Source organism: Brumimicrobium glaciale (assembly GCF_004152935.1).
GTDB lineage: Bacteria > Bacteroidota > Bacteroidia > Flavobacteriales_D > Crocinitomicaceae > Brumimicrobium > Brumimicrobium glaciale.
On sequence record NZ_SETE01000001.1, the window covers coordinates 519,463 to 538,771 of the forward strand.

20 protein-coding genes and 1 tRNA gene are annotated in these 19,309 nt (G+C 33.3%); 7 read left to right on the forward strand and 14 right to left on the reverse strand.

Annotated elements, in window-relative coordinates:
* Positions 1-7: 7 nt before the first annotated feature.
* The 9 genes from ERX46_RS01965 to ERX46_RS02005 form a co-directional block, all read right to left on the reverse strand.
* Complete coding sequence (locus ERX46_RS01965) at positions 8-1,024, reverse strand: NAD-dependent epimerase/dehydratase family protein (protein WP_130092151.1); 1,017 nt, start codon at positions 1,022-1,024, stop codon at positions 8-10.
* Between the two features lie 161 nt (positions 1,025-1,185).
* Positions 1,186-1,935, reverse strand: a complete 750-nt coding sequence (locus tag ERX46_RS01970) for a CAP domain-containing protein (RefSeq protein WP_130092152.1) — start codon at positions 1,933-1,935, stop codon at positions 1,186-1,188.
* Between the two features lie 82 nt (positions 1,936-2,017).
* Positions 2,018-2,854 carry an alpha/beta hydrolase gene (locus tag ERX46_RS01975; RefSeq protein WP_130092153.1) on the reverse strand — a complete coding sequence of 279 codons (837 nt, stop codon included), beginning with the start codon at positions 2,852-2,854 and terminating at the stop codon, positions 2,018-2,020.
* Positions 2,855-3,145: 291 nt separating this feature from the next.
* Positions 3,146-3,859 carry a c-type cytochrome domain-containing protein gene (locus ERX46_RS01980; protein WP_130092154.1) on the reverse strand — a complete coding sequence of 238 codons (714 nt, stop codon included), beginning with the start codon at positions 3,857-3,859 and terminating at the stop codon, positions 3,146-3,148.
* Positions 3,859-4,767, reverse strand: a complete 909-nt coding sequence (locus tag ERX46_RS01985) for a DUF5777 family beta-barrel protein (RefSeq protein WP_130092155.1) — start codon at positions 4,765-4,767, stop codon at positions 3,859-3,861. Before ERX46_RS01985 ends, ERX46_RS01980 begins: the two co-directional genes overlap by 1 nt.
* On the reverse strand, positions 4,751-5,299 hold the full coding sequence (locus ERX46_RS01990; RefSeq protein WP_130092156.1) for a YceI family protein: 549 nt from the start codon (positions 5,297-5,299) through the stop codon (positions 4,751-4,753). Before ERX46_RS01990 ends, ERX46_RS01985 begins: the two co-directional genes overlap by 17 nt.
* An 8-nt stretch (positions 5,300-5,307) precedes the next feature.
* Positions 5,308-5,631 (reverse strand): hypothetical protein, encoded by a 324-nt coding sequence (locus tag ERX46_RS01995; protein WP_130092157.1) that lies wholly within the window; start codon positions 5,629-5,631, stop codon positions 5,308-5,310.
* 32 nt (positions 5,632-5,663) lie between these two features.
* A complete protein-coding gene (locus ERX46_RS02000; protein WP_165366121.1) occupies positions 5,664-6,071 on the reverse strand; it encodes an OB-fold protein in 408 nt (135 codons plus the stop codon).
* A 150-nt stretch (positions 6,072-6,221) separates the two neighbouring features.
* Positions 6,222-6,968, reverse strand: coding sequence for a L,D-transpeptidase family protein (locus tag ERX46_RS02005; RefSeq protein WP_130092159.1), 747 nt, complete (start codon positions 6,966-6,968; stop codon positions 6,222-6,224).
* Positions 6,969-7,173: 205 nt separating this feature from the next.
* Between ERX46_RS02005 and ERX46_RS02010 the strand changes: the two genes are divergently transcribed.
* The gene (locus ERX46_RS02010) at positions 7,174-8,262 is read left to right on the forward strand and encodes a hypothetical protein (protein ID WP_130092160.1); all 1,089 of its coding nucleotides are present in this window, start codon (positions 7,174-7,176) and stop codon (positions 8,260-8,262) included.
* Between the two features lie 72 nt (positions 8,263-8,334).
* Positions 8,335-9,348: a helix-turn-helix domain-containing protein gene (locus ERX46_RS02015; protein WP_130092161.1), complete on the forward strand. Its 1,014-nt coding sequence runs from the start codon at positions 8,335-8,337 to the stop codon at positions 9,346-9,348.
* 19 nt (positions 9,349-9,367) lie between these two features.
* On the opposite strand, the gene ERX46_RS02020 is transcribed toward ERX46_RS02015, so the two are convergent.
* The 3 genes from ERX46_RS02020 to ERX46_RS02030 form a co-directional block, all read right to left on the reverse strand.
* Positions 9,368-10,786, reverse strand: a complete 1,419-nt coding sequence (locus ERX46_RS02020; RefSeq protein WP_130092162.1) for a DASH family cryptochrome — start codon at positions 10,784-10,786, stop codon at positions 9,368-9,370.
* Positions 10,787-10,789: 3 nt separating this feature from the next.
* Positions 10,790-11,308 (reverse strand): DUF421 domain-containing protein, encoded by a 519-nt coding sequence (locus ERX46_RS02025; protein ID WP_130092163.1) that lies wholly within the window; start codon positions 11,306-11,308, stop codon positions 10,790-10,792.
* A gap of 378 nt (positions 11,309-11,686) precedes the next feature.
* Positions 11,687-11,774 (reverse strand) — tRNA-Ser (locus ERX46_RS02030).
* Between the two features lie 207 nt (positions 11,775-11,981).
* On the opposite strand from ERX46_RS02030, the gene ERX46_RS02035 reads away from it, so the two are divergent.
* Positions 11,982-13,439 carry a GWxTD domain-containing protein gene (locus ERX46_RS02035; protein ID WP_130092164.1) on the forward strand — a complete coding sequence of 486 codons (1,458 nt, stop codon included), beginning with the start codon at positions 11,982-11,984 and terminating at the stop codon, positions 13,437-13,439.
* A 6-nt stretch (positions 13,440-13,445) separates the two neighbouring features.
* Positions 13,446-14,486, forward strand: a complete 1,041-nt coding sequence (locus ERX46_RS02040; protein WP_242494516.1) for a glycosyltransferase family 2 protein — start codon at positions 13,446-13,448, stop codon at positions 14,484-14,486.
* 18 nt (positions 14,487-14,504) lie between these two features.
* Here ERX46_RS02040 and aroQ read toward each other — a convergent pair whose 3' ends face one another.
* Complete coding sequence (gene aroQ, locus ERX46_RS02045; protein WP_130092165.1) at positions 14,505-14,918, reverse strand: type II 3-dehydroquinate dehydratase; 414 nt, start codon at positions 14,916-14,918, stop codon at positions 14,505-14,507.
* A 303-nt stretch (positions 14,919-15,221) separates the two neighbouring features.
* Here aroQ and xerD point away from each other — a divergent pair, with 303 nt between their 5' ends.
* The 3 genes from xerD (at position 15,222) to ERX46_RS02060 (ending at position 18,312) form a co-directional block, all read left to right on the forward strand.
* Complete coding sequence (xerD, locus tag ERX46_RS02050) at positions 15,222-16,124, forward strand: site-specific tyrosine recombinase XerD (protein WP_130092166.1); 903 nt, start codon at positions 15,222-15,224, stop codon at positions 16,122-16,124.
* A gap of 183 nt (positions 16,125-16,307) precedes the next feature.
* Positions 16,308-17,861: a PSP1 domain-containing protein gene (ricT, locus tag ERX46_RS02055; protein WP_130092167.1), complete on the forward strand. Its 1,554-nt coding sequence runs from the start codon at positions 16,308-16,310 to the stop codon at positions 17,859-17,861.
* A complete protein-coding gene (locus ERX46_RS02060; protein ID WP_130092168.1) occupies positions 17,845-18,312 on the forward strand; it encodes a gliding motility lipoprotein GldH in 468 nt (155 codons plus the stop codon). The genes ricT and ERX46_RS02060 overlap by 17 nt, the downstream gene beginning before the upstream one ends.
* Before the next feature lie 160 nt (positions 18,313-18,472).
* Here ERX46_RS02060 and ERX46_RS02065 read toward each other — a convergent pair whose 3' ends face one another.
* Positions 18,473-19,276, reverse strand: coding sequence for a hypothetical protein (locus ERX46_RS02065; RefSeq protein ID WP_130092169.1), 804 nt, complete (start codon positions 19,274-19,276; stop codon positions 18,473-18,475).
* Positions 19,277-19,309 lie beyond the last annotated feature (33 nt).

The following is a 19,309-nucleotide window of genomic DNA, read 5'->3' on the forward strand; positions in this document are numbered from 1 at the left end:
TGCATTTTTATTTTGCTGCATTAAAATACCTAGCCACACCTTTTCTATCCCAATCTTTAATCGCTTGCAATGGGTCCGACTGTCTCAAAATATGTTTTTTTACACTCCAACTAAAAATCTTCGCTGCGAATTTTTTCATTGGGGACACAGATTCCTTAACACTTTCGAAATACGTTGTAATTGTATCTTGTCTGAAATGTAAAATCTCTTCCAAATCATCTCCGTCTGCATAATATCCACAATGGAAATTATGATTTGCAAAGGCATTTTTTGGGAAATCTAATTCACCTAATCCAAATATTTTGAAAGATCTTGAAAGGAAATCGTGGTAACTGATTCTGCACTCTTCTCCACCACCAAGATTAAATATTTGCTTCGACAATTCATCTCTTTTTTCTACAGCATTTGCAAATGCTCTTCCTGTATCTTTTGGCGTTGTGATTTCCATTGAAGTTGCCAAAGGCATGTGGAACATCAATCCTGAAATCTTGTGATTGTCGGCTCCCATAATTGCTGATAATCGGAAAATACTCCAATCCAACTGACTATTTTGTAAAGCATTTTCGGCTTGAATTTTTGTTTTTGCATATTCATCTCCAACGCTTGGTTGAAGTGGATCGCCCACTTTAATCATTGGATTCTCCAATCTATCTCCATAAACAGAAACGGATGAAGCATACAAGAAAAATGCATTTTTAGAATGTTCCTCTAATACTGAGATGAGGTTTTTTGTTCCTTCCACATTCACTTTAAAGGCCAATTCAGGCATTTCATCTGCTAAGGGTGGAATAATCGCTGCCAAGTGAATTACAAAATCCACATCTTTGGCCATTCCAATTAAATCTTCTCTTTTCGAAATATCGCCATAATGGACCGTGACTTTATCTGAATAAGCTTCATAGAATTTTTCTGTTCGTTTGTTCTTTTGATCAAAAGCAACGATTTCTAAATCCTTATTTTCGCATAATTTGTTAAGCACGTTTTGTCCAACAGCTCCTGAGCCACCTGTTAATATGATTTTCATGTTTTAATATTTTTAAACCGAAATAAATCGGTGTGATTTTAATTTTTAATTAAAGTTCAATTAAGATAGAATTTAATACGGTTGTTGGGTTCGTTGATAAGATTTTTTAACAAGTAAGCAAGGTTTCTTTTTTGATTGAACTTAAGTAAAAAGCGTTATTTTTATTCACCTTGGAATACTTGAATGGCATAAATGATTCCAGAATCTTTTCTTATGGTAACAGCAAAACCAAAATATTTATAACTCATGTTCTGCATGTTTTCACGGTGTCCTTTTGATGCTTTCCAGGATTCAAACATTTCCGAAGCAAGTTCATTTAAATATTCTGAATTCTTTGTTTTATCAAAATCGATATAGGTATAAGTGGCATTTTCACCAACAATATACTGAGCTTTATAATTCCCTGTTTTAATCATTGAAACTCTTCTCACTGGAGTGCTGTAAGGAATGTTATTTGACTGAAGATGGCTTAAATCGTTTATAGCAGCATTATAATCTGATTGCAATTTAGCTGCTTGATCAAGTTCCTGGTCTGATTTAAGTTCACTTCTTTTAGTTATTTTATTTCGGAATTTGTTGACCAAGTCAAGCATTTCTACATTGAGGAACTCCTCTTGTTCTTTGCTCAATTGTCCGGTTATTGGAACGTAAACCAATAATGAACAAGTTTCCATTGTTTTGGGTAGATATTTAACAGATTTCTCTGCTTTTCTTAATGAAGAAAACTTGTGTGAAACCTTATCAAATAAGCAATCGATAACTTTTTTGTCATTTTCAGATTTCTGTTGATAATTGTATTTATTGTAAAATTCTTCCTTTGCTTTTTCTAACCAAGGCTTAGAATTACTTGAAGATTGTCCTAAAGAAATAAACGGAAATAAGATCAATATTAAAATAAGATTGCGAATCATAACAGTTCCTTTATGAGTGAATAGAAATTATAAACAGGGATTCATTTTCAATCAAATATCGATAAAATTTTAGAGAATTAATTTATTTCTCCATAAATTCTAAAATCTCATCATAACGATTATTGAAAGACCAAAAATACTGAAGCACCATTGGAATATGTCTTTTATTAATGATGTCCAGTTTCACATCGGGTTGAAATTTATTTAATTCTTCCAAAAATTTCCTTACCGAAACATCAATCGATTTATAAGTTTTACTTCCCAAGTAAATCTTGAACTTTGGACTTTTATCAGTTAAGAAATAGATTGGTGAAGCGGCTTTCCAGTTCTCTGGATTATCTGTCCAAGTGGCGAGGTAATCATTCTCAACGGTTGGTGGATAATTTAATAAATAATTATGCATGTCCAAACCTGCAGCATCATTCAATATGATTCCGGCGATACTTTCTTCGTCAATTCCATATTTTGGATTTAGTGTTGCCAAGGCGATTAAATGACCACCAGCTGAATGTCCAGTTAAATAAATCTGAGAGACATCACCACCATATTGATCTATGTTTTCTTGAACCCATGTAATAGCTTCTGCAATTTGCTTGGTCATGGTTTCATAATTAGCGTTTGGACTAAGCGTGTAACCTGGAATTACGGTCACAACATCTTCACGCGCAAAATTCTTTCCGAAAAATCCATACGTTTCTTTCTTGCCAGAATTCCAGTTTCCACCATGAACAAAAATTAAAACTGGATTCTTTTTTTCCGTCTTGTTTTTGGGTTGATAAATATTCATTGTCGGAGTTTCAACACCAGCGACTATATTTTCTGAGTCAGCTGATAAATAGGAGATATCCTTGTGTTTTGTTATCGAACAACTGAATAAAATTGGTATAAAAAACAGGGAAATTATGGTCTTTTTCAGCATTTAAATTTGAGATTAATTAATCTTTAGATTTGTAAGTCAAGCGAATATAATCAGATAAAAAACAATTAAAATTGAATCTTGTTCAAGAATCATACGCAATAAACTTTTATTTCTGTGTCAAAATAAAACATGTTATTCAGTCTATAAATAAAATTTCAATGTGGTAATTTCCTACAAATCTTAAGCAATTGATTTAAAAACACCTTCTAAAAATAGAATTTCCAATCTAATTAGTGTCCGCAAGAAAACTAATCATTTTTAAGTCTTTGATAAGAAAACTTCAAAGACTATTTAATCATTCATAATCCCATTATCAATCCATTGTTTAACCTGATTCACATTACAGTCACTTAATTTTGAACCTAAATACGGCATAGCAACATAACCAGGGTCATGATTGATGGTACCATATAATCCGCCAGAAGCCGCGAAAGGTAAAATTTCATTGTAAGTTGTTAGTGGAATTCCAGCAGAAGGAGCGGAGCCACTGTGACAACCCAAACAATTATCTTGAATAATAGGAAATACAGCACCTGAAAAAGTAAAATTGGTTTCGTCACAGTCAGCACAAAAATTGTTTGCTGCTCCTTGTTTAATCCATTTTTCAATGATGGCTATATCGGCATTTGATAACGGAGAATTTGGAGGTTCAGGCATAATTTTATTGGGATCTGTTTCTGTAATAACAGCGTACAGATTAGAATTTGCTGGATCAAATGGATCAACACCCGCAGTATTTATTATGCTTTGGTAAGAAGTTAAATCTACACCACCTTTTGAACTTCCGCCACCATGACAACCGGTAACAGAACAGTTTAACTGAATAATTGGCATTACATCTCTATTGAAATAAGCCGTATCGGGACTACATCCTTCTGGGTTATTGCCAGTAGTATCTGTAACAGTTTCCATTGGTTTAAAGGGCTGAATAGGTTCATGTCGACAAGATGAAGTGATACCTATTAAAAAAGGGATGAGGACTAATAAATAGTTATGTTTTTTCATTATTTAAATTCTTTAGGTTTTTTTACAGTAAAAACACGGCTTACATTGAATCCAAAATGAATGTCTCCTTTAAACCAATTACCTGTTGTTTCTCCAACTAAATAGCGTTCGGTCATTCCTCGACTATTGGTAAGGTGCAATTGGAAAACGTGACCTCCAGTTTCAAGATCAACTCCGATAGAAAATGAATTTTGCACATCTTCTCCACCAATTTTACTAGCGATTTGTCCTGGCGGGATATAATGATACTCAGCATTTAAACGGAGTGAGCCTGACAATCGAAATGATGTTCCAAGCCCTATTGCATAAATAGTGTTTTTATCTTCTGCCGTTTTTACAAGATTTCGGTGAATAACTGTTGGCATGAGTTGCAATGAAAAGAAATCTCCAAATTTTCGAGCTATTAAAAGTGAATGATTGAAGTTTAATCTAGACGAAAAATAGTTTATACGATCAGGATTCGCCCATTCGCGAGAATCAGCGTAAATATTTGAAACAATAGTAGCTGTAAATGGGAAGTTTTTAGCACCAGATTTTTGACGTAGAAACTTCCATTTTACCGTACCATCATAAGTTTTTTGAAATGAAGAACGACCAATACCGATATTTATATTGTCCGTTAAACCATATTCAAACCCCATTCGAATGGTAGCATTATCGATTCCAAATAAATCTCGCCAACCCGAATTTAATCTTCCAAATCTATGTCCGATTAAATATTGAAGAACTCCCTCCCCGTTGGTTTCTACAGAATGGCCACTTACCAAGCGAGTTGATTTAAAAGTCGCAATTGTATAATTTGTAACTGGTTCTTCTGTTTCTTCGAGCATGTCCAGCAAGTCATCTTGAGCTTGTAAAGTGCTTGTACTTATGCATAAGATGCAGACAATTTTAATCCATTTTTTCATAATCCATTTTTACCTTAATCTCAATTGTTTTGGAAATATTTCCACGCACAATTGATGGGATCTTAATTTCATAGTCCTCAGGAATGGCTATAAAAGTGGATGTTCCAATTATGTGATTTGAATTCGTTTTTGATAATGAAATTTTCTCTTCAATTTCTTTCGTCACTCCGTGAATGGTTAAACTACCTTTAATTGTGTATTCTTTTGGGTTTTCAGATAGTTCAGCGCTAGAAAAGTTAATTATCTTTCCTTTGAATTTTGCTTTGGGAAATTTTTCACTTTCTACATACTTCTCATTGAAATGTTCTTGCATCAATGCTTTTTCAAATGTAAATGCTTTCATTAATAGAGAAAATGCGATTTCTCCATTTTCTGCGTCTATTACACTTGAAACTTGATTGTTAATTGCTTCAATATTCTCTATATCTGTTTCAGAGAAAAACTGAATTGTACCTGTCCGAGTTATGTGTTTTTGTCCGAAGATTCCAAAACTGAAGCATAATAATGCTGTAATTAATGTTACTTTTTTCATGTTGTTTTTTAGTTATTAGGAGCTCCGTCATCGAGCCACTTTGTTATGTGTAAAATTTGACAATCTGATAATGGAACGCCAGGAGGCATGTCTTTAGAAATGAGAACCCGATTTTTAAATTCTCCATCATCAACTTTTGCTTTTATCTGATTGTAATTCTCAAAAGTACCAGGTGCAGTTCCTCCAGCTGTATGACAGCCAGTAACAGTACAATTCATATCAATAATTGGAAAGATATCTTTGTTAAAACTAACAGTAGTTGTATCGCAATCAACCTCTCCATAGAGATACTCTTCGTTATCTTTATAGCAGCTTGATAGCACTAATGCCATCGTTAAATAAACAATTGATTTATATTTCATATCTATTTTATTAACTGGGAGTTATTGAGAACGACATCCATTAAAAAGCCTTGACATTGCCCTTTTATAGTGACAATTGAACCTTTTGTAATTTCTTCATCTTGTTTGTATTTAAAAGAACAATTCACTCCGCCAGCCATTGCCATATCTGCTTCTAGAATAATATTTGAATCATTGTCATTGTTTTTGACACTGATCACTTTTCCTGTTACTTCAATAATTTTATTTTCATATTTTTTGAGTGCTTCTGATTCATTATTTTCAAATTCATTAAATAAATCATTAGCACCAATAACATAATCGGAGGTTGTATTTTCAAGTGTAGGTACTTTCTTGTTGAACATATAATACCCAATACCACCACCAACGATAATAAGGGATAAAATTCCTAATAGAATATATTTTTTCATTGATTTCATTTTATTTAATATTTAATTCAACTAATAATTGAATAGATCACATAATATATACGAAAAAAACAAGCGTTTGGATTTATTGTGTTGCTTTTAAATTGAAATTAATTCATTTTCAGACGAATAGGTGGTGATATTTGTGCCGAGTTATCTCACGTTGTGTCGACCTGAACTTAAAAATCCAACTGAAAATAATAGGTTTGTCTCATTAAATAAATCATATCCAATTTTAAGATCCTTCCATAAGTTAGTTTTGTCAGGATCTCTGGCGTACTTTTTATTCAGTTCTGCAAGTTTTTCATCTGTCAATTTCGCTGGGAAGATCGTAACTGGAATTGTTTTTTGACCATTGTTTCTCGCTTCAACTGACAGAATAAAAATTTCTTTAATGAGGTCGTTTGTCATTGGGAGACAGCCAATTGTTACGCATTCACCATGAATAAAGATGTCTCCGCCAAGTTTTCCTTTTATTCCTAAAATTCGATCTGACTTGTTGGGGTAATTAATTCCTAATGAAAGATGATATGTGCTCGATGGATTGAATCTATTGATATGATAAAATCCTTCAGGAACTTGTAAATCTCCTTGTTTTCTTTTTGGTCCTAGAACTCCAGAATTTCTGCAAACATCATATTTCTTAATCAATTGGAACTTCGCATCTGTTGAATTCTTTCCCCAGATTTCGACTTCCTTTTCGCTTTTAAATGCACGAATGTAGATTTGTAGTTTGCTGCGGTCTATTTCTTTGGTTTTCAATAAATTTAAAATCGTAGCTTCTTTGGCTTGATATGCTTCTCTAACACGTGGATATTTGAGTTGTTCTTGTTTGAAATTATCTGCGCTAAAAGCAAAAAATACAAAGCCCAAGAGTATAAGTATAAATCGATTGTACATGTTTGGTTTTTATTGGTTAACGAAAGGATGATAAAAAAGTTATAAAACCGACTCATATACGCTAGTAATTATTTTAAAAGTGTTACTGCGTTATTTAAAACTTTATGAATTTTGAAAAATATCTTGGAAGCTATGTACAGTGCTATTCTTAGCGTCAATTTTCAATCTATCACAAAATAAAAACTTTATTCTTAATGCCATGATTATGAAAAAATCAGTACTCATATTTCTATTTTTAATTGGAGCTGTAGCTTCTCAAGCCCAAAATATAAGAATTGCAGACAGCCGAGATTTTCTTTACTCCGACTTTTTTGTAGCTATTGTTGCTGGAGTGCTGTTGGCATTAATTTTCCAAATTGTATTGACAGCTTTATCTGTAGCAATGGGAATTACCATGATTGGGAATGTTAAAAAGAAATATGCCAGAAATAAAGCCAAATTGGATAGTGCGAGAGGTTCAAATGAATTTACTTTGGCTGATGATGATGATGATGAGGAAGGATTATCAGGAGTGAAATTCAGTTCTGCCTTTGGGATATGGAGTTTAATAACCACAGCAATTTCATTGTTTGGTGCTTGTGCTTTGGCCCTTAATTTGAGTTTTTTCGGAACTTTAGCTTCTAATTTAACGATTGCCTTAGTGATTTGGGCCTTGTTCTTTATGATTTTATTTTACTTAGAAACGAAGATTGTTCACACTTTAATTGGAGGTTTGGTAACTACTGCAACTGCCGGATTAAAATCTTCTGCGGGAATAGTGAAAGACTTGTTTAAGATTGCGCCTTCAAATAAAAAGGAGTCTGTGATTGAAAAAACAATGGATAAAGTAAGGCGAGATTTTGACGTGAATTTGAGCACAGATAAAATCACTAGAATATTAGATGATTTCCTTGAAGAAATGGAACAAGAGGAATTAAATTTTGAAGATTTAAAAGCCGATTTGACCAAGGTTATTGACAATCCCAAGGAATCTTTGTCAATAATTAAATCCAGGATCAATAAACTTGATGAAGGAGCCATTAAAGATTTAGTCACTAATAATAGATTCATCAATGAAAATGATATTGAAAAAATAACATCGGAAATTAATGAAGCTGTTGAAAATGTTAAGGTCAAAATTGATAAAATTGAAAGAAAAGTATTTGAGCAAATAGAATTAGCAAAGCGAAAAGCAGTTATTCAAGCTGAACATGCTAGAAAAACAGCAGCTTCTGCAGCTAGGTGGTTGGTATTAACTGTTGTTTTTTCTGGTGGAGCAGCAATGTTAGGAGCTTATTTAGAATTGCTGAAATAAAATTATATTTACTATTTTTAAGGCTCAAAAGGACGATTAAATAAAGCAGTCTATTGATTTTTAACTGATATCATGAGAGAATTTAAAGTTAATTCATTACCATTAAAGGACGTAATAGAAAGCTTATCCAGGTCTTTTAATGTTCCTTTCAAAGAAAATTGTGACGAGTTTTCATTGGCCATTCCTTCGCGTTTAGGAATAGGGCAAATTCGAGGAGTTAATTTTGACAATGGTTTAGGTATTATCACTTATGACTGTCAATTTTATGAAGATATTCGAATCAAATTTACTGTTGATGAAGTGCATCCCATAAAATATCTTTATTCTGCTCAAGGTTCAATTAAACATTCTTTTGCTAATGAATCTGAGGTTCATAAAATTGATCAATTCAAATGCGCTATTGTTGCCAGTGAAAAAAGTATTGGACATATTTTAACTTTCGCTAAAAATGAAAATCACAAGATCTTAAGTTTGGAAATAGACCGAGAGAAATTTTCAAAGAATGCAAAATGTGAAATTAACAGTCTCGGCTCCAAATTGAAAGCACTTTTTAAAGATACATTGGCAGAAAAAACGTTTTATCATGAAGGATTTTACGGTTTAGAATTCAAGGATATTTTTACGGAAATATTGAAGTACGAAGATAAAATGCTTATTAGGAAATACCACATGGAAAGTATTGCTTTGCGAATTTTTGTAAATCAAATTATTCAATATGAAGACGATTTAAGCGGAGAAGATAAAAGCTCAATAATAAGAGTGAATGAATTGAATAAAGTGGATGAGTTAAACAAATATATTCAATTAAATTTAGACAAGGATTTGACCATTTTAAGTTTATCTCAACAATCGGGCTTAAATCCTAATAAACTTCAATTCGCATTTAAACACATGTTTAAAGCAACTGTTAATGAGTATGTAACACATCATAGATTAGAAGAATCAAAACGTTTACTTCAAAATAAAAATCTGAATATCTCAGAAGTTTTAGGTAAAGTAGGATTTGAAAGTAATAGCTATTTCTCGAAGATTTTTAAACGAGAATTTGACATGAGTCCAAGTGAATATAGGAAATTGGTAGAGTAGGGTTTTTGATTCAAATTCTTTAAAATAACTTCCCTTGAATACTAACTGAATTCTTAATCAAATTCATCGCTCGGGTCCATTTAGAAAAAACTTCAATTGGAACTGGATAATCTAAATCTTTTAATTCTTCTTTGAAAATCCATGGAGCGAGAATCTTATTGTCATCAATGTGGCGCAATTCAGGAATCCATTTTGCGATATATTCGTTTGCTTTATATTTCAAACCTTGATTTACTGGATTCGTATAATAGATTTCAAAAGCTTGAACATGCCAATTCAACCAATTTGCACTTACGTCGTAATCAATTAATTTCGATTCAAAATAAGCTGCTCCCCAAGTCCAATCGATTTTTAAATCATGAACGAAATAGCTTGCACAATTCACACGACCTCGATTACTCATGTATCCGGTTTCGTTCAATTGTCGCATGTGCGCATCAATAAATGGAATTCCAGTTTTTCCATCTTGCCAACGTTTAAACTTTTCTGAGTCATTTTCAAAAGCGACATCTTTATTTTTAAAACCTTTGGTATGGAATATTTTATTGCCAAATTTCATTCCTTTAAAGGTGAAATAATCTCTCCAAACCAATTCAAAAACGAGCCACCAAGTACTTTGGTTTTTCTTGATTTCAGTTTCATATTTCTTTACTGTTTCATAAATCGTTCGCGCCGAAATACATCCCAAAGCGAGATAAGGTGAAAACTTCGAACTGTAATCCATTCCCAAAGACTTATTTCTTGACCAACGGTAACCTGTTAAATTTTCAGATTCAAAAGTATAATGTTGCAGTCTTTCAAGCGCTTTTTCTTCTCCTCCTTTTAGATAAGGTTGAGCAGCGTTGTATTCTTCCTCAGTAAATCCATATTTCGTGAAAGTTGGGAATTCTGTAGAAACTGCATTGGGATGACTTTTAAATTCTTTAGGAGTTTCAAACGTTGTTCTAGGATCACTTTCTTTAGCCGCTGGAATACGATAAGCTTTACTCGTTAAAGGAATTTTGTCAATTGTAAAAGGAATATCGTCAATGTGATAAAGCGTTTTTCCCCAATAAAAATTGAATTCAACCTCAGGCAATTTATCTTGCACTTGTTTTACCAAATTCAATTCTTCTGACGCATATTCGGTTTCTCCATAAACAGAAGAAATAGCGTATTCTTGAATTAATCTTGGAATGATTTCAACGGCGCTTTTATCGCTTACAATTAAATGGCCTCCATTATTTTCTAGCTTTTCCTTTAATGCATTAGCGGATTGCTCTAAAAATTTGAATCGATTAATATCTGATTTACGAAATCCTAATTTTAGATTTTCAAAGAGATGAGGTTCGACATAAAAGAAAAATACCAATTGTTCGCATTGTTCCACAGCTCTAGTTAAGGCTTCATTGTCATGAATTCTTAAGTCATTTTTAAACCAGACTAATCCTGTTTTCATGTGCTATTTCTTAAAATTATTCATTTTTACATCACTCAACATTTGATCTGCAACATCTTTGTTTTCGTTATTATGAAGGACAGAAATATCTCCTGTACTTTCAAATATAACCGCTTTCACTTCACTAAATTCATGCACATTGGCTTCTCTTAACTTTGCAATTAAATCACTTTCTCCAACATTACATTTTTTCAATGCATCATAAATAATTTCTCCTTGCCACATAATTAATTGCGGTTTATTGGTGAAAAGTTGCTTAAAGGCATCCACTTTTCTAACTAAAAATGAAAATAACGTTTGAAAAGCGATAATTGTAACCAAAGCAATTCCACCTTTCAGAAGTGACTGATCACTATTTAAAATAATGGAAGCCAAAACAGAACCGACTGCGATAGTTGAAGCGAAATCAAAACTCGACATCTTTGCAAATGTTCTTAATCCGAAAATGCGTGTGATAATTATGATAATAGTAAAGATTCCTAAAACGGAGAGAATCAACATAAGTGCGTCTTGTAATGTCATGAGTCGTTGTTTTATAGTATAGTTTCGATAATGAATTAAATATAATAAATGTTGAAGGTCTAAAGGAAATTATTTTAGGATTTTTGTGAATATTGAGATGGATTTTGCTGGTTTGTTTTCGAAAATGCTACAATTGAAATATGCCGTAGACACGTTCTGTTAGAAGGTGTTGATAAACGGCGAAGTAATTTGATAGCATTAAGAGGGATTAATTTTATTGATAGCATTCCGAGGAATCCTTTGTTAGTATAAAAACCAAACATCGCTAAAAAAGCGATGTAGTTTTTTCATTCCTATAAATCACTTTCAAGACGAAAAAGTCTTGAGCGATTTATAGGAATAAAAAAACCCGTAGCTAAAAAAGCTACGGGTTTTCTTTGGCGGAGAAAGAGGGATTCGAACCCCCGGTACCCTGCGGTACGCTAGTTTTCAAGACTAGTGCATTCAACCGCTCTGCCATTTCTCCGGGGCAAAGATACTCACATATATTTTTCCGGCAAGTGGAAAATGAAGATAATTTCAAACTATTTTATTTAACGCTGATTTTCAATAGCTAAGGATTGAATTATTTTTCTGTTTCCTCGATAAAAGTTACATTATAGTCAACAATCTTTATTTTTTTGCTGAAAACCTTAAATTTGCATAGCTTTATGCTTTATTTCAATTCGAAAATATGAAGAATATAATTTTGATGCTTTTTGCTGTTTTATTCATTGGTGTAACAGCGTTTGGACAAGATAAAAACCTAAAAGCTTTTTTGAGTGAAGGCCAATTCTATGCTCCAGAGGCAGGGAACTACATTGAAATTCAATTGAATTTTGTGGGATATAGTTTAGAATACATTGATAGGGCAGAGGAGAAATTTGCTGAAGTGGAAATTAGTCAAGTGTTTTCACAAAACGATACTGTGGTTGTAGCAGATAAATATTTGTTGAAAAGTCCATTGGTTATAGATAGCTTGGTGGAAGATTTTCATGATATTCAGAAATATTTATTGGCTCCAGGGAAATATAGATACGATTTAGTGATCAGAGATATCAATTCAAAAGAAAAACCCACTTCTGTTACAAAGACAATAAAAATTAAAGATATGACTGATGAATTGGCGTTTTCGTCTTTCATTGCTGCAGAGTCAATCAGATCAAATCCACAATTGCAATCTATTTTCACGAAATTGGGCTATGATGTTGTGCCAATGGTGGGAGATTATTATCCAACTGAAATTCAAAATTTACTTTATTATATAGAAGCGTATAATACTGATGCTACAATTGAAGATTCTGTTTACGTGGTGGAACAAAAAGTTATTGGAAGAGATGTGCGTTTAGATTTAGAGGAATACACACGTTATTTTAGATATAAAAATTCACCAATTCAATCCATAGCAAAAGTGATTGATATTAGTATGCTGCCAACTGGAGCTTATACTTTAGAGCTGAATTTGTTGAGTCGAGATAAGCAAATTTTAGCACGTTCTGCATTTGATTTTGATAGAAATAATACCGAAGAAGTAAATGATTTGTCGTTCCAATCTACAGTTTTAGATCCTGCTTTTGAACAGAGTGTTCCTGAAGATTCATTAGGATATTATGTAGCGAGTTTAATTCCAATCTCTCGTCAAGGTGAAGTAAAAAACATCATTCGTATATTAAAAGAGAAAGATAAGGAGCAGAATATGCGTTATTTACAAGCTTTTTGGCAACAAACTAGTCCTGAAAAACCTTATGAAGGTTGGGTGAAATATAAAGCACAAGTTGACAAAGTAGAAGCTTTATTTGCGACAAATTTCCAAGTTGGATTTGAAACTGATCGCGGTCGTGTTTTTCTGCAATATGGTGCTCCAAATACCGTTATTGAGCAACCTTCTTCACCAGCAGAATATCCTTATGAAGTTTGGCAATACGATAAAATTAAGCAGTATTCTAACAGAAGATTTATTTTCTATAGTCAAACTAACTTGAATAAGGATTACACTTTATTGCACAGTGATATGGTTGGCGAGCTTCAAAATTACAGATGGAAATACGCCTTAAATAAAAGAAGTACGCCAGATTCGAATTTAGATGATCCAACTGGTGGTGCAAATCCTCATTTTGGTGGAAATTCTTCGAGATATTACAATAGTTACTGATAAAATTTGTCGCATTTGAAAACTGCTGTTGTTATTCTCAATTGGAATGGATTGTCCTTTTTGAAACAATTCCTACCCACTTTAATTCAAAATACTTCGGAAGCTGCTATTGTTGTGGTGGACAATCAATCGACGGATGAAAGTATGGCTTATGTCAAAGAAAGTCATCCTGAAGTTGAAGTAATTGTAAATACAAGTAACGGTGGATTTGCCAAAGGATACAACGATGGTTTGAATCAGTTGAAAGGTCGATTTGAATATTATGTATTGATAAATTCAGATATTGAGGTGACGCCAAATTGGTTAGCTCCTTTGGTTGCAAAACTAGAGAATAACCCTAATATAGCTGGAGTTCAACCGAAAGTTTTGGCTTTTCACAAGAAAACACATTTCGAACACGCTGGTGCAAGTGGAGGATTTATGGATAAAAATTATTATCCATTTTGTCGAGGTAGAATTTTTGATGAAGTAGAGGAGGATCTTAATCAATACGATAACGACAAAGAAGTTTTCTGGACTACAGGAGCATGTATGGTTATTCGTTCAAAAGTTTACCACAAGCTCGGAGGGCTAGACGAAGATTTCTTTGCTCACATGGAGGAAATCGATTTTTGTTGGCGTGCGAAAAAGCAAAATCATTCATTTTATGTTGTGCCAGCTTCAAAAGTATATCATGTTGGCGGCGGAACATTGAATTACGAAAATCCAAGAAAAACATTTTTAAATTTTAGAAATAGCTTGTACACGATTCATAAGAATCATGTAGGATGGCTTTTTGGAAAGATTTTCTACCGGTTAATTTTGGATGGAATTGCAGCTGCGAAATACTTAGTAGGATTTCAATTCAAACATATTTTTGCGATTCTTAAAGCGCATGGTGCCTATTATTCGAATATTTCATATTTGAATAGAAAACGCAAGCAAATTCAGAATGAAAGTACAGAATACAATAAAGCTGGGTTGTATAAAGCTTCATTATTGTGGGCTTATTTCTTTAAAAGAATTAAGAAATTTGAAGGATTGAATAAACGATTTTTCGTGGAGTAGATTGGTTATGCTAAGAAATTACTTCTTCAATTTCAAGAAATAATCCAAAGCTAATTCATATCCAGTCATTCCAAAACCAAAAATGCAACCTACTGCAACTGGACTAATTAAACTCTCGTGTCTGAAAGATTCTCTTGCCGAAATATTCGAAATATGAACCTCAACTACAGGGATTTCGATTGCAGCAACAGCATCACGAATTGCAACAGAAGTATGTGTATATCCACCAGCGTTTAAAATGATTCCATCTGCTTTTGCATCATGTAAAGTATTGATTATTTCTCCCTCAACATTACTTTGATAAACAGAAACATGAACTCCTTCTTTTTGGATTTCGTGAATATATTCATCAAAACTTTTATCTCCATAAATAGAAGGTTGGCGTTTTCCAAGAAGATTCAAATTTGGGCCGTTGATGATTAGAATTCTCATATTGCTTTTATTTTCATTTAGTTATTCTGAATGTGAATTTAGAATATTTTCAAGTCAAACGAGTTGTTTTTGATTAACATCCATAAAATCAACATCGGTATTAAACTTTGGAGTGATTTTAAATTATTGAGTTCTCAAATCAATTCGTTTTACAATATTAATAAAATTACGTCAATACTCATATAATCCTTAAGGGATAACATGTGTTAACCTAAGACGTAAGTTCTAGGTTAACGTAATTAATACGTTACAAAGTGCTGGAAGCACGACACCATTTCTCTTTAATTTCATTAAATTCAACCCGTGGATCAATGGAAAATATACAATCGTGATTTTGTGAACTACCTAAAAATCGAAAGAGGATTGGCAGAGAATTCAATTTTTGCCTATCAGCGAGATTTAGAAAAACTCAGTGACTTCTGCTCTGATCGTTCCATTGAACCCAAAAAAGTAAGTTTAGAAGTGCTCAAAAACTTCATTGCTGATTTATATGATTTAGGATTGTCAGCTCGTTCTCAAGCAAGAGTAATTAGCGGAATAAAACAATTTTTCGATTTTATGGTTTTAGAAGGAATTCGAGATGAAGACCCGAGCAGTTTACTCGAATTACCTAAAATAGGAATGAAATTACCTGTATTTTTGAGTATAGCCGAAATTGATGAGATGATTGGAGCGATTGATTTAAGTAAGCCCGAAGGTCACCGCAATAAAGCAATGCTAGAAACTTTATACAGCTGTGGATTGCGTGTAAGTGAATTAATTAATTTAAAATTTTCCAATATTTTCTTCAAACAAGGTTTTATTCGCGTAATTGGAAAAGGAAATAAAGAACGTTTGGTTCCTGTGAGTCCATCTGTGGAAAAGGAAATCGGAATTTATGTTTCTGGAACACGGAACCACATGCATATTCACAAAGGTCATGAAGATTTTGTGTTTTTAAATCGCCGAGGAAGGCAATTGACACGTGTTATGATTTTTACAATTGTGAAGAATTTAGCATTAACGATCGGACTCAAGAAAAAAGTAAGTCCGCATACATTCCGTCATTCATTTGCAACGCATTTAATTGAAGGAGGCGCGAATTTACGAGCCATTCAAGAAATGTTGGGACATGAATCTATAACCACAACCGAGATTTATACGCATTTAGATCAGTCATTTATTCGAGAGGCGATAATTAGTTTTCATCCGAGGAATAAAAAATAATGGTAGAGACGCAATGCATTGCGTCTCCACCATAGCGCATTGCATCTCCACCATACCGCATTGCGTCTCCACCATTATAAAATCAAATCGTCCGCACATATCATTTTTAATATGAAATCCCATATGTCATTTTTTATTCGCAGTTGTCCTTGATATTTGTTATTTTTGATGAAAAATATAACTATGGGATGTTCAAGTTGTGGATCTGGAGGAGGAATTCCTACCGGATGCAAGAGTAACGGGACCTGTAGCTCTGGAGGATGCAATAAACTTGGCGTTTTCGATTGGCTTGCAAATATGCAATTACCAAGCGGAAAAAGTCAATTTGATATAGTTGAAATACGATTTAAAAACAGTCGAAAATCTTTTTTTAGAAATTTAAAAGGATTTGAATTGAATGTTGGCGACGTTGTTGTCGTTGAAGCAAGCCCGGGCTATGATGTCGGGGTTATTTCAGTTGTAGGAGAACTTTCCAGAATACAGCTTCAAAAAAAAGCACCAAACTTTAAGGCTCACGAAGCACGAAAAATTATTCGTCATGCTTCACAGGAGGATATTGATAAATGGGTGGCTTCGCGTAAAAACGAAGAAAGCGTGATGCACAAAGCGCGTGAAATGGCGATTCATCTGAAACTCGATATGAAAATATCTGATGTTGAATATCAGGGTGATGGTTCAAAAGCGACGTTTTATTATACGGCAAATGGTCGTGTAGACTTTCGTCAGTTGATTAAAGATATGGCGGATAATTTCCGTGTACGTATTGAAATGCGACAAATTGGTGCAAGACAAGAATCTGCTCGTTTGGGTGGAATTGGATCTTGTGGACGTGAGTTGTGTTGTTCAACTTGGTTGACAGACTTCCGTTCTGTAAGTACAAGTGCAGCAAGGTATCAGCAACTTTCATTGAATCCGCAAAAGCTTGCGGGACAATGTGGTAAGCTAAAATGTTGTTTGAATTACGAATTGGATATGTATATTGATGAACTGAAAAGTTTTCCATCTACAGAAATCAAATTGTATTCAAAAAAAGGATCTGGAATTCACATTAAAACCGATGTTTTCAAACGATTAATGTGGTATTTACATCAAACAGATGATAAGTCAGGACCTGCATTGGTAGCTCTTTCACCAGAACGCGCAAAAGAAATTATTGCGATGAACAAGGAGAAGGAAAAACCAGAGGATTTAAAAGACTTTGACCAAGCAACGTTTGATACGAAAGCACCAAAAGCACCAGATTATTCCAATGTCGTTGGACAAGATGATTTGAATCGTTTTGATAAAAAATTCACCAAGAAGAAAAAACGTAAGGGAGGTAAGAAAAAACCTACTGGAAATGCTGGAGGTGATGTTAAAACTGCTGACTCAAAAACTCCAAAGGCAATTGATAACAGTAAATCAAATGATGTGAAATCTGCGGACAATAGGCCAAAACCGAAAGGAAAAAGACCTGTTAAGAAGAATCCGAACGCAAAAGTAAATCCGAACGATAATAAGCCGGATGATAAAAAGCCAGCAGGGAAAAAACCTGTGAAACGCAATCCAGACGATAAAGCAAAACCAGTTGATAAAACTAAGTCTGCTGAGAATGGTAAGCCGGTAGAAAATAAATCTGCAGATAAAAAACCAAATACCAATAAACCAAGGCCTGCTAAAAAACGTCCGCCACGTAAACCGGGAGACGAAAGTAAGCCAACGAATAAAGGAAATAACGATAATGAAAAAAGCAGTTAAAACACTTTCTTTTATTACGGTTTTAGGACTGTTTACATTCTTGCAAAGCTGTGGTGAACAGCCCTACTTTGATCAAGTGCATAACTTTGATGATAAATCATGGGACAAAAAGGACACTGCTATTTTTATAGTAGATGTCCAAGATTCCTTGACCAATCATGATTTCATTATTTCGTTGAGAACAACAACGGACTATATGTACAGCAATTTGTGGATTTATGTTTGGGTTACTGCGCCAGATGGATCGACTTCAAAAGTTGCACAGAAAATTCCAATGGCAAGACCTGATGGTTCTTGGGTTGGAAGAGTTTCTGGATCATTGGTTGAAAGTAGATTGCGTTTTGATTCTAAGCCTTTCCCAATTAAAGGAGAGTATGTTTTCAAAATGGTGAATGCAACACAAGAAAAATCGATTACAGATGTGATGGATATTGGTTTAAGGATTGAATAAGATTTAAATGCTATTTAAAATGGTTTTAAAAACTGTTTAAACGAATAAAATTACAAACGACTGACTCATTGGGTTGGTCGTTTTTTTTTTTGAGATGGATGTTTTGAAACGATAGCCAAAAAGATGTTTTGTAAATACTTTGATTTGTAAATTTTGTGTACTAATGAACTAATAAGTTTTCTTTAAACCTTGTCCAATTTAGCCTTTGTTTAATTCCGATTCCGATGTAGGAAAAGTGAGTAGTAATAGTTTCTGAATCTACAATATAGTCTGCATAATGTGTTTCATAAGTTGCATAAGAACTTACAGTTGTAGTATTATCCCCAGTCGTTGTTTTAGCAACTCTAAAACTAAAATATTCATTAAAATTTCTGTTCATCTGGAACTGAACTAAAAAATCTAAATGATCATTAATTTTATAAGAAAGACCCATAAAATATCTAAATAAAATAATAGGATTATTTTCAACCTTGTATTGCTCCTTTTTATTTTTAAACTGTACAGAGTAAGAAACACTGCTGTTTTCAGAAAACACAAGAGCTTCATCATTCTCAAATTCCTTTGTGTAATCCTTGTAAATACGAGGAGCCCAATCGATACCAAAACTAATTTGCATATTTTCACCCAAGTTAATTCTTTTCTCTAAGCCTAAACTCGGTAAAAATCTGTAATTGTAAATAGAATGAAAACTTTCATTTAATTTTTGATTACCTCCTATTGGGTAGCGCAACTCGTAAAAAGTCTGCCCAAACCCAAATCCTAAATTCAAAAATATTTTCCTTTTTTGATTTAAGGACTGACTAAACTTAAACATGTATTCGGTATCGAAAGATGCATTAGGTTTTCTTTCTTTATTTGAAAAGAGATCAAAATACTTATCAGGATGGGTTCCAGAACCAAAGTAACCATTGTTTGGTGTGCCGATTGAAACAGTATATTTCAATTCTGTTTGGCCTAATGCCATGTTTGTAAAAAAAATAAATGATAAAAAATAAAA

What these genes read in the sequence shown, in the direction of transcription:
- ERX46_RS01965 (WP_130092151.1), bottom strand. Translation starts at nt 1,024, where the DNA reads ATGAAAATCATATTAACAGGTGGCTCAGGAGCTGTTGGACAAAACGTG.
- ERX46_RS01970 (WP_130092152.1), bottom strand. Translation starts at nt 1,935, where the DNA reads ATGATTCGCAATCTTATTTTAATATTGATCTTATTTCCGTTTATTTCT.
- ERX46_RS01975 (WP_130092153.1), bottom strand. Translation starts at nt 2,854, where the DNA reads ATGCTGAAAAAGACCATAATTTCCCTGTTTTTTATACCAATTTTATTC.
- ERX46_RS01980 (WP_130092154.1), bottom strand. Translation starts at nt 3,859, where the DNA reads ATGAAAAAACATAACTATTTATTAGTCCTCATCCCTTTTTTAATAGGT.
- ERX46_RS01985 (WP_130092155.1), bottom strand. Translation starts at nt 4,767, where the DNA reads ATGAAAAAATGGATTAAAATTGTCTGCATCTTATGCATAAGTACAAGC.
- ERX46_RS01990 (WP_130092156.1), bottom strand. Translation starts at nt 5,299, where the DNA reads ATGAAAAAAGTAACATTAATTACAGCATTATTATGCTTCAGTTTTGGA.
- ERX46_RS01995 (WP_130092157.1), bottom strand. Translation starts at nt 5,631, where the DNA reads ATGGCATTAGTGCTATCAAGCTGCTATAAAGATAACGAAGAGTATCTC.
- ERX46_RS02000 (WP_165366121.1), bottom strand. Translation starts at nt 6,071, where the DNA reads ATGAAAAAATATATTCTATTAGGAATTTTATCCCTTATTATCGTTGGT.
- ERX46_RS02005 (WP_130092159.1), bottom strand. Translation starts at nt 6,968, where the DNA reads ATGTACAATCGATTTATACTTATACTCTTGGGCTTTGTATTTTTTGCT.
- ERX46_RS02010 (WP_130092160.1), top strand. Translation starts at nt 7,174, where the DNA reads ATGAAAAAATCAGTACTCATATTTCTATTTTTAATTGGAGCTGTAGCT.
- ERX46_RS02015 (WP_130092161.1), top strand. Translation starts at nt 8,335, where the DNA reads ATGAGAGAATTTAAAGTTAATTCATTACCATTAAAGGACGTAATAGAA.
- ERX46_RS02020 (WP_130092162.1), bottom strand. Translation starts at nt 10,786, where the DNA reads ATGAAAACAGGATTAGTCTGGTTTAAAAATGACTTAAGAATTCATGAC.
- ERX46_RS02025 (WP_130092163.1), bottom strand. Translation starts at nt 11,308, where the DNA reads ATGACATTACAAGACGCACTTATGTTGATTCTCTCCGTTTTAGGAATC.
- ERX46_RS02035 (WP_130092164.1), top strand. Translation starts at nt 11,982, where the DNA reads ATGAAGAATATAATTTTGATGCTTTTTGCTGTTTTATTCATTGGTGTA.
- aroQ (WP_130092165.1), bottom strand. Translation starts at nt 14,918, where the DNA reads ATGAGAATTCTAATCATCAACGGCCCAAATTTGAATCTTCTTGGAAAA.
- ricT (WP_130092167.1), top strand. Translation starts at nt 16,308, where the DNA reads ATGGGATGTTCAAGTTGTGGATCTGGAGGAGGAATTCCTACCGGATGC.
- ERX46_RS02060 (WP_130092168.1), top strand. Translation starts at nt 17,845, where the DNA reads ATGAAAAAAGCAGTTAAAACACTTTCTTTTATTACGGTTTTAGGACTG.
- ERX46_RS02065 (WP_130092169.1), bottom strand. Translation starts at nt 19,276, where the DNA reads ATGGCATTAGGCCAAACAGAATTGAAATATACTGTTTCAATCGGCACA.